This window comes from Burkholderia sp. Ac-20345 (genome assembly GCF_017104825.1).
GTDB lineage: Bacteria > Pseudomonadota > Gammaproteobacteria > Burkholderiales > Burkholderiaceae > Burkholderia > Burkholderia lata_B.
Map to the genome: position 1 here is coordinate 67,362 of NZ_JAAGPO010000029.1, position 6,941 is coordinate 74,302.

General features: G+C 67.4%; 8 protein-coding genes and 1 pseudogene. 2 read left to right on the plus strand and 7 right to left on the minus strand.

The window, feature by feature from the left end:
• Window positions 1-168: 168 nt before the first annotated feature.
• The 7 genes from G3O06_RS13765 to G3O06_RS13795 form a co-directional block, all read right to left on the minus strand.
• Window positions 169-1,110 carry a CopD family protein gene (locus G3O06_RS13765; protein ID WP_205816353.1) on the minus strand — a complete coding sequence of 314 codons (942 nt, stop codon included), beginning with the start codon at window positions 1,108-1,110 and terminating at the stop codon, window positions 169-171.
• Window positions 1,107-1,487: a copper homeostasis periplasmic binding protein CopC gene (copC, locus tag G3O06_RS13770; protein ID WP_205816354.1), complete on the minus strand. Its 381-nt coding sequence runs from the start codon at window positions 1,485-1,487 to the stop codon at window positions 1,107-1,109. Before copC ends, G3O06_RS13765 begins: the two co-directional genes overlap by 4 nt.
• A 14-nt stretch (window positions 1,488-1,501) precedes the next feature.
• Window positions 1,502-1,849: a copper-binding protein gene (locus tag G3O06_RS13775; protein WP_205816355.1), complete on the minus strand. Its 348-nt coding sequence runs from the start codon at window positions 1,847-1,849 to the stop codon at window positions 1,502-1,504.
• Between the two features lie 68 nt (window positions 1,850-1,917).
• Complete coding sequence (locus G3O06_RS13780) at window positions 1,918-3,213, minus strand: copper oxidase (RefSeq protein WP_205816356.1); 1,296 nt, start codon at window positions 3,211-3,213, stop codon at window positions 1,918-1,920.
• 1 nt (window position 3,214) lies between these two features.
• On the minus strand, window positions 3,215-4,711 hold the full coding sequence (locus tag G3O06_RS13785; protein WP_205816357.1) for a TolC family protein: 1,497 nt from the start codon (window positions 4,709-4,711) through the stop codon (window positions 3,215-3,217).
• The gene (locus G3O06_RS13790; RefSeq protein WP_205816358.1) at window positions 4,708-4,989 is read right to left on the minus strand and encodes a hypothetical protein; all 282 of its coding nucleotides are present in this window, start codon (window positions 4,987-4,989) and stop codon (window positions 4,708-4,710) included. Before G3O06_RS13790 ends, G3O06_RS13785 begins: the two co-directional genes overlap by 4 nt.
• A 90-nt stretch (window positions 4,990-5,079) precedes the next feature.
• Window positions 5,080-5,457 carry a hypothetical protein gene (locus G3O06_RS13795; protein ID WP_205816359.1) on the minus strand — a complete coding sequence of 126 codons (378 nt, stop codon included), beginning with the start codon at window positions 5,455-5,457 and terminating at the stop codon, window positions 5,080-5,082.
• Window positions 5,458-5,701: 244 nt separating this feature from the next.
• On the opposite strand from G3O06_RS13795, the gene G3O06_RS13800 reads away from it, so the two are divergent.
• Both G3O06_RS13800 and G3O06_RS13805 read left to right on the plus strand, forming a co-directional pair.
• Entirely contained in the window at window positions 5,702-6,373 is a 672-nt protein-coding gene (locus G3O06_RS13800; RefSeq protein ID WP_205816360.1) for a heavy metal response regulator transcription factor, read from the plus strand.
• A pseudogene (locus tag G3O06_RS13805) lies at window positions 6,370-6,941 on the plus strand (two-component sensor histidine kinase); the annotation flags it as partial. The gene G3O06_RS13800 and the pseudogene G3O06_RS13805, both read left to right, overlap by 4 nt.

Consider the following 6,941-nt stretch of genomic DNA (forward strand, 5'->3'; position numbering starts at 1 on the left):
TTTGGTAATTGAGAGACAGGTAGATGTAATTGTCGTTATCACGCCGCGATCGCCATCGAGCGCGCATTTACGCCTGAAAAAGCGGGGAAATCGTCTGACAAAAATCCACCGTGCCCGTGACGACCGCCCCGCGTGCCTTCTCCACCACGGCGCCGCAGCGCCGTCGCGCTACACCGTGCCCGGCAACGCGCTCGACACGAGCACGGCCGCGACCATCAGTACGCCGCCGAGCACCGCTGCCTCAATCCGCAATACTGTGCCGAACCGTTTCAACGCACTGGCCGGCATCGAGGCAGCCGGATCCTTCAGCGCGGCCAGCAACGTCGGCATCCCGAAGAAGCGGTTGTGTCCGCCGAGCGCCGCCGCGATCAGCACGAGCGCGAGCTTCAGCAGCAGGATCTGCCCGTACGTCGACGCGAACAGGTTGGCGGGCGTATCGACGCCGCGCCAGCCGTTGTACGCGCCGGTCGCGAACAGCACGATCAATGCGTAGGTCGATGCATCGGAAAGCGACTGCACGAACGATGCGCCGGTCGTGCGCTCGCTCGCGGGCATCGCGGCAAGCCTCGGCATCACGCCGAATGCCGTGACGAGCACGAGCCCGACCCACGCGCTGATCGCCAGCAGATGCAGCCAGTCGATCCACACCGGCACGCTGAACAGCCCGGCGTCCACCGGATGTCCGCCATTGCTGCGTGCGAGCGCGACGCAGGCGAGCGCGGCCCATATCGCGAACGGCAGGCGCGTATCGTTCGAGCGCCTGACGAACGACAGCACCACGACGATCAGCATGAACACCGCACCGGCCAGCCACGCATGACCGAACCCGGTGCCCGCGAGCATCGCGCGCACGGACGGCCCCGCTTCGAGCAACGACACCTCGCTCATCAGCGCGCAGTGCGCCCAGAACGCGGTGATGCTCGCGACCAGCGATACGACGGACGCGATACGCAGCGTCGCGACGAGCCGCCGCCCGATACCGTGCCGCCACACCGACGCGCCGCGCGCGAGCCAGTGGCTGCCGAGCAGCGCGCCGACGACGACGGCGAACCCGGCGTTCTGGATCGCCACCGACACGAGCCGCAGGAGACCGACGAGGCCGTCGTTCACCCCTTCACCCTGAACGTATAGGTGCCCTTCGTGCGATGCGCGTCGGCCGTCATCGCCACCCACTGCACCGTGTACGCGCCGGGCGCGAGCTTCGGCATCGCGACGGTCATCACGCGCGGGTTTGCCGCATCGACCTTCGCCTTGTCCTGCGTGACGGCGTTGCCGTTCGCGTCCGACACCTTCACCGAGCTGAACGCCGGTTCGAGGTCTTCGTTGAAGGTGAGCCGCAACGTGTCGGGCGCCGTGTCGACCGTGCTGCCCGTCGCCGGTGCGGCGCTTTCCAGCTTGCCGTGCGCGGATGCCGCGACCGGTGCGGCCGCGACGATCGCACCGGTCGCGACGATCGCGGCCAGCCGCGTGAGGTTCGTGATCTTCATGTTCACGCTCCGCGTCACGGCTTCTTCAGCTCGACGACGGTCAACGCGCCGTCCACGTCTGCCGCGACGAAGTCGATCCTGTCGCCCGCCTTCACCTGCGACAGCATCGCCGGATCCTTCACCTTGAACACCATCGTCATCGCGTCCATCCCGAGGTTTTCCAGCGGGCCGTGCTTGATCGTCAGCTTGCCGGCGGCCGTATCGACCTTGCGGATTTCGCCGTGCGACATACCCTGTTTCGCCGCGGCTTCCTGCTTCGCGCCGCCGCTCATGTCCATGCCGGCCATGTCGCCGGCCGCGTACGACGCGGCGGAAAACGCCAGCGCACACCCCATTGCCATCGAAACCAGTCCCTTCTTCATCCTGTCGACTCCCGATTAAATGAAATGAAACCGGCGGCCGCCTACGCGCGGCCGCCGCATGCTGCTGCTCAGCCTTCCGGCAATTCGCCGGTGTACTCGTACGCGACGGTGCCCTTCGGATGCCGGAACCAGCCCGGATCGCGATAGTCGTTGCGGCCGAGCCCCTGCCGCACCTTGCAGACCGTGAACATGCCGCCCATCTCCAGCGGCCCGAACGGGCCCGTGCCCGTCATCATCGGCAGCGTGTTGTCGGGCAGCGGCATCTCCATGCCGCCCATCGCGCCGCCCGTGCTGCCCATCGCCATGTAGTCGGGCACGAGCTTGCCGATGCGCTTCGCGAGATCCTTCTGCGGCACGCCGATCAGGTTCGGCACCTGGTGGCCCATCGCATTCATCGTGTGATGCGACTTGTGGCAATGGAACGCCCAGTCGCCCGGACGATCGGCGGTGAACTCGATCGCGCGCATCTGGCCCACCGCGACATCGGCCGTCACTTCCGGCCAGCGCGCGGCCGGCGGAATCCAGCCGCCGTCGGTGCCCGCGACTTCGAAGCTGTAGCCGTGCAGGTGGATCGGATGGTTCGTCATCGTCAGGTTGCCGAAACGAATCCGCACGCGGTCGCCCGCGCGCACCGGCAGCGGATCGATGCCCGGGAACACGCGCGAGTTGAACGTCCACATGTTGAAGTCGGTCATTTCGTTCACGCGTGGCGTGTAGCTGCCCGGATCGATGTCGTACGCGGCGAGCAGGAACACGAAGTCGCGATCGACCGGCATCGTGCCGCGATCCTTCGGGTGCACGATGAACATGCCCATCATTCCCATCGCCATCTGCACCATCTCGTCGGCGTGCGGGTGATACATGAACGTGCCGTGCGATTCGAGCTGGAACTCGTAGACGAAGGTCTTGCCGGGCGGGATATGCGGCTGCGTGAGGCCTCCGACGCCGTCCATCCCGTTCGGCAGCCGCAGCCCGTGCCAGTGGATCGTCGTGTGCTCGGGCAGCCGGTTGGTCACGAAGATGCGCACCTTGTCGCCTTCGACGGCCTCGATCGTCGGGCCCGGCGACTGGCCGTTGTAGCCCCACAGGTTCGCGTTCATGCCGGGCGCCATCTCGCGCACGACGGGCTCGGCCGTCAGGTGGAATTCCTTCCAGCCGCTCTTCATCCGCCACGGCAGCGTCCAGCCGTTCAGCGTCGCGACGGGCGTGTACGGGCGGCCGTTCGGCGGCACGAGCGGCGGCTGCGTGCCGGTTTTCGCCATCGTGGGCGCTTCGGGCAGCGACGCGGCGCCGGCCTTGCTGACCATCGCGGCGCCCAGCAGCGCGGCGCCCGAGCCGCTGAGAAATTGTCGACGGGACACCATGTCAATGACCTTCCGGATGCGTTTGCGTCGCGGGCGCCGGTGGCGCCGCGGGAGTGGAAGCCGGCTGCGGCGCAGCGTCGGCGTTTGGAGTGGCTTCGGGTTGCGCGGATTGCGTCGGGCGTGGCACGGCACCCGCGGACGGCAACCGGCCCCCGACCGCCATCTGCAGATCGGTTTCGGCGAGCCAGTAGTCCTTCAGCGCATCGATGTAACCGTTGACCGCGCCGACCTGTTCGCGCGCATCGACCAGCAGCTCGAACACGCTCGCGAGCATCCCGTTGTAGCGCAGCAGCAGCTCGTCGGAGATCGTCTTGCGCAGCGGCACGACTTCATCGCGATAGTGGGTCGCGACGTCGTAGCTCGTCACGTATGCCGCATACGATTCGCGCACTTCGGAGCGCGCGTCGATGGCCGTCTTCGCGAGCCGGTTCGCCGATTGCATGTAGACGGCCTCGGCCCGCGCGACCTTCGCGCCGCCCCAGTCGAACAGCGGAATCTCGACGCTGATCTCGTAGCCGTGCTCATGGCCCTTGCCGGTCTCGTAGTTGTTCACGTAGCCGAGCTCGACCGCATTGACGAAGCGCGTGGCCTTGCTCAGGCCAAGCGACGACGCGACACCTTGCGTCTGCAGCTTCGCGGCCTGGATGTCGAAGCGGTTGCTCATCGCGAAGCGTTCGAGATCGGGCAGGTTCGGCCGCGCTTTCGGCACGTCGGGCAAGCGTTCGGGCAGCGCGTACTGCGTGCGTTCGCCCCACAGCCCCATCGCGCGCGTGAGCTTCTCGCGTGCGGCCACGGCCTGCTGGCGCGCCTTCGCGTGCTGTGCGACCGCATCGGCATGGAACGCCTGTTCGCGTGCGTAGTCGAGGCGGCTGAAGTTGCCGGCCTGCCGCATGCGCTGTGCGAGTTCGGCGGCCGCGCTCCCGGCATCGCGCACCTGTTGCGCATAGTTCGCGGCCTGCTCGGCAGCGACGGCCTCGACGTACGCGCGGCGCGCGTCGGCTGCCACCTTCAGCATCGCGTCGGCCGTTTCGAGCTTCGTTTGCTCGAAGCGGCGGCGTTCGATGTTCGTCGCGAGCGGCATCGTCAGCAGCGCGAACACGTTCGCCGAGAACGTGCGGCCGAGCGTCAGCTCGCCGTCGCCGGCGCGGGTGCGGCTGAACGCGAAGCGCGGATTCGGCAACCGGCCGGCCTGGACGAGATCGGCCTCCGACAGCCCCAGTTCCGCGTATGACGCCTGCAGGCCACGGTTGTTCAGCAGCGCGACCTGCACCGCATCGTCCATCGACAGCGGCTTGCCAAGCAGCTCCTTCGTGCGCTTGTCTACGGCTTCGCGGTCGGCGTCGGTCTTGACCACGACCGCGTCTTTGCCGATGCGTTCCGACGCGGCGGACGACACCGCGTCGAACCCGCCATCCTTCGAAAACGTCGTGCAGCCCGCGAGGAAGGCCAGCACGGCCGCAGCCGCGCCGATCCTCGGCGATATCGCAAGCATCGTCATTGCGCAGCTCCTTCGTGCTTCGAATGCGCGGCGCCGTTTCCGGCCACACCGCCAGTCGTACGTCCTTTCGCGGGCCGCTCCATCACGTCCCGGTTCAGTTGTTTCCAGCCGGGGCCTTCGTCGTCCCGATACGGCCGGTAGCCGTCGAATGCGGACGTCACGGTGACATCCGGCACCGCCGCGGCGGCGTCCGCCGGATCGGGCAGCGGTGTTTGAGCAGGCGCGAGCGACGGCACGAGGGCCGCCGCGCCAAGCAGCGCCGCAGTAATCAATCGCATGAATGGGTCTCGTCGTGAGTCGTCCGGCGGCATGGATACCGCCGCCGGAGCGGATTGCAGAGCGCGGCCGGTCGGGGCCGCGGGCAGGGTCTAGACGAGAAACTGGCGCGGTGGCCTGTCGATGCCGCCAGTCAGGAACGACACGACGACCGGCGTCGGCGCGAACGAGACGATCGCGATGCCGATACCCGACGCAACGGACATTGCGGGAGGATCCGCCATGCCGGTGCCGAGGCAGCACGATCCGCACGCTGAGCACGGCTGTGCATGTCGCGCATGGTCGTCGTGCTCGTGCTGATGCTGTTCACCCAGCGCGGCTGAGTCGACGGTGCGTGCCCCGCCTTCCGCGTGCGGCATGGCAACGACCGCACCCGCGCCCGCACATGCCATCGACACGGTCGCGAACGACTGGATCGGCAGGCTCAGCGCCAGCAGCACGACGAGGACGAATTTGCGCCAGTACGACATGGATGCGGAATCAGGCAGGCAACGACCGGATGGGCCGGTGCGGCGCCGCGACGGCGCGCTCCGGGGACAAGACGGCCGCAGCTTATCGCCGCCGCGGTGACGACGACATGGCCGAAACATGACCGCGGTTTCATGACAATTCCGTCATCCGGCGGTCATCCTTCGCGCACGCGCGGCGCCGTAAGCTCACGCGTTACACTGACCGGCTGGAATCACGGATGACTCACGGACAGCCTGCCTCACCATGCGGATATTGATAGTCGAAGACGAACCCAAGATGGCGTCGTACCTCCGGAAAGGGCTGATGGAGGCGAGCTACACGGTCGACGTCGCGGAAAACGGCAAGGACGGGCTGTTCCTCGCGCTGCACGAGGATTTCGACCTCGTCGTGCTCGATGTGATGCTGCCTGAGATGGATGGCTTCGAGGTGCTCCGGCGGCTGCGCGTGCAGAAGCAGACGCCCGTGCTGCTGCTCACGGCACGCGAGGCGATCGAGGACAAGGTCGCCGGGCTCGAACTGGGCGCCGACGATTACCTGCTCAAGCCGTTCGCGTATGCCGAGTTCCTCGCGCGCATCCGCTCGCTGCTGCGGCGCGCGCCGCGCAACGCGCGCGACATCCTGCATGTCGCCGATCTCGAAGTCGACCTGATCCGCCGCCGCGTGCGGCGCGCCGACACCCGTATCGACCTGACCGCGCAGGAATTCGCGCTGCTGCAGCTGCTCGCCGAACGCGAGGGCGAAGTGCTGACGCGCACCTTCATCACGTCGCAGATCTGGGACATGAATTTCGACAGCGATACGAACGTCGTCGATGCGGCGATCAAGCGCCTGCGCGCGAAGATCGACAACGCCTATGAGACGAAGCTGATTCACACGATCCGCGGAATGGGCTACGTGCTCGAGGATCGCTCGTGACCGCGAGCCCGGCCTCGTATTCGCTGCTGCGGCGCCTGACGCTCGCGTTCGCCGTCGTCGCCGCGCTCGTGTTCGCGCTGACCGGCGCATACCTGTATCGCTCGCTGTCCGCCGAGCTGACGCGGCGCGACGACATCGAGATCTCCGGCAAGCTCAACCAGTTCCTGCAGCTTGCGCACGCGAGCGGGTCGATCGCCGCGCTGCGTGCCGATCCGGCCGTGTTTCATGAAGTGCTGCTGTCGCATCCGGGCGTCTATCTCGGCATCTACGACGCGCAGAACCGGCCTCTCGTCGAACATTCCGACGAAGCCGGCAACACGCTGGCGTCGGTGATCGCCGCGCCGCATCCGGCCAGTCGAGTCAGCGTGCCGTTCACCTGTTCACCGCCCGGCATCGGCACGTCGCGTTGCGTGTACGCACGCGCCACGCTGCCGTCCGGCGACGCGACCCAGGTGGCGCTCGCGCGCACGGCGACCGATCGCCAGTCGCTGCTTGAAAGCTATCGCGTCGACATCTGGCTCGCGGCGGCCGCGGGCGCGCCGCTGGTCGGCGCGCTCGGCTACGCGGT